This window comes from Synechococcus lacustris str. Tous (assembly GCF_003011125.1).
In the GTDB taxonomy this organism is placed as follows: Bacteria; Cyanobacteriota; Cyanobacteriia; order PCC-6307; family Cyanobiaceae; genus Synechococcus_D; species Synechococcus_D lacustris.
Genome location: NZ_PXVC01000143.1, coordinates 1 through 2,432, shown reverse-complemented (window position 1 = coordinate 2,432; position 2,432 = coordinate 1). Strand labels below are relative to the sequence as shown.

At 47.3% G+C, this 2,432-nt stretch carries 2 protein-coding genes; one reads left to right on the top strand and one right to left on the bottom strand.

The window, feature by feature from the left end:
- Positions 1-228 precede the first annotated feature (228 nt).
- Positions 229-879: a hypothetical protein gene (locus tag C7K08_RS13525; RefSeq protein ID WP_106501060.1), complete on the top strand. Its 651-nt coding sequence runs from the start codon at positions 229-231 to the stop codon at positions 877-879.
- A 5-nt stretch (positions 880-884) separates the two neighbouring features.
- On the opposite strand, the gene C7K08_RS13520 is transcribed toward C7K08_RS13525, so the two are convergent.
- Positions 885-1,097: a Nif11-like leader peptide family natural product precursor gene (locus tag C7K08_RS13520; protein WP_106501059.1), complete on the bottom strand. Its 213-nt coding sequence runs from the start codon at positions 1,095-1,097 to the stop codon at positions 885-887.
- Positions 1,098-2,432 lie beyond the last annotated feature (1,335 nt).

The window sequence follows — 2,432 nt, the reverse complement described above, 5'->3', positions numbered from 1 at the left end:
GCACTGTGGTTTTGCTTGTGCCGCTGGGAGTAGAAACGCGAATGGTGTCGCCATCACCCACAGAAAGCACCCTGAATTCAGCTGCAGCAACAGGTGCTAAACAGCTAAGCGCGAAAGCAGTTGCAGCTCGCCAAAAAAACAGGTGCAAGATTTAGCCATATTTTTCTATCTTGCCGCAGCTTTGCTTGTAGCAAACTAGTAGGGGCCCCTCGTCTTTTCCTAAAAGCCATGGCTAGCAATGTTCAGGTGGAAGGCTGCATTACTAAAGAACGTGGCGCCTTACTGTTTTGTTCACCAAAAGAAAAGCAACCAAAACCTGGTGCCAAGGTGCAAATCATTGATGTATTTGCTTTGCAGGTGGTAACTGGTTATATCCGTGATCCCCATGGCAGGTTGTTATTACAGGCGCAAGCATCAGTAGCAGCTGGCCGTAACTGGTCGATTGCTAAAGCCTYGCAACTTATCCGTAATGACGCGCGTCCTAACCGTTGGGTTGCTTTACAGGTAGATAAATATGCCTGGGGTTTATTTTGGGCTGGTGGTGGGTTGCAGCATTGCCGTGAATTATTAGYAAAAGAAGCAACAGCAAGCGAGAATCAATCTGCCTTGGTGCCRGCTAACCCAGAAGCATTGCTTAGGTTAATTCTTGATCTACATGCAGATGCAAATGTRTCTGAACTKGATTCTGGGGCTATACMAGCACCACTTAGGGCTGCAAGCAATCCATTAGCCAGCCAGTGGAAATTAGTGATTTACAGCTCAATTGCTTGGTTTAGTATTTTGCTGATAACAATTAGTGCTTTTGTTGTTGCATTAGAGAAGCAGGATCGAAAATTAGAATTATTGCTTGAGCGCACTACGCCTAGTTTAAAGCAATAACAAATTTAATTACTTAAATGTACAGCTTGATTATGTTGTTTATGTTCTTTTTGATCAGCAAGCCTTGCTTGCACTAGATCAACCCGGGTGATGCGATAGCCAAGCCTTCTTGCCGCTAGCACTAGTTCTGGATTGCTACGGCAATGGCGTAATGCCCGGGCAAGCTGGGGTTCCTTTTCAGCATCTTCTACTAAACGCTCCAGCTCAAACCAGCTCATCTGTACTAGRWCGGGCTTTTAGCATCGCAAAGGAATCAGMATCACGCAAGCCTCTTTTTACCGCAATCCGCGCCGATTAATTGGTCCACCAAGATTTACACCCGACTCAAYTGCTGGAATACCAGGTGCKCCAATTGGATTGCCAATTGCGCCAAATCCAARRTCATCAGCATCCCCATAGCCAGGTTCTCCTGCTGCTGGAATACCAGGTGCGCCAACTGGATTTCCCATCACCCCATAACCAGGAGCACCAGCGGCAGGAAYACCAGGRGCACCAGCACGTCTTAATTGCGCATCAGCAGCAAGGGGYGCAAKAAATAAAGCAGCACAGCCGCATAATATTGCAAAAGTTTTCAATTGGATCTCAATCAACAYCAAYATATCCTAATCGATTTATTTGATGATCGAACAGATGCCTCATGTTATTTGCTTTTAACGCAATAATCRCTGGAGCTATACCAGCCAAGTGGGCATGAATTACCTGCTTTTTGGATTGCTTCTCKATTATTACTAGGGCTACTGAGGCAATAATTRCCGGATGAATAAAAACCTAATGGGCAACTACTACCWGYTTTTTCTATTGCRCCAMGGCTGCTATTARYATTTGATGGTACGCAATAATTAYTAGAACTGTAATAACCAAGYGGGCAAGAGCCTTGTTTTATTAATGGCCTAACCGGTTGTTCAGCAARCCCAGTAGCACTACTGCATATTAATGCTGTAAATGCCAGCAGCTTTGCAAAGGGACTTAGCAAATTTCTCATCAGTRCCCATAGGCTGAAYCAAYCWTAGTGCYGYCKGTGCAMTATGCAGCAGCAGGCAATGGATTAATAGCAAGKGGCTYGMTCGCTGCTGGGTAATAGCGAATCACACACCAGGCTGCCAACTCTGGCTTGCATTTAACAAGGGCTGCGCAGGTTGGCCTTTGGCCAACCCTTGTAAATGCTGCGCAGAGTGGCGCGTTCTGGGTGTTCTTCTCTATTTTTCCCATGGCAGCTCCCCAAGGCCCTTTTTGYAATATCCGYSTGCTGATCGTGCATCGTTATGCACCTGGCATCAAAAARGGTGGTGCTCAGCCCTGCAGSATYGAAAACTTTGGTCGCCGCGGTAAGCCCGTTAAAAAGCTGCGTTTTATTCCAGCTGAGAAAGCATTTGCCTATGCATCTAWGTTCCAAGGAATGCCCGGCTGYACGGTTTCAGTTATCTAGGCCCTMGGGCCATCTAGGGGGYTSCGGCCCCCTTTTTWGTGTTCGTGCTCTCCACCCCCTCCCTCCCGGTCGGGGTTACGAGCACTCACCACATGGGGCCGYGCCCCAATATGCCGCGCCCCAATAT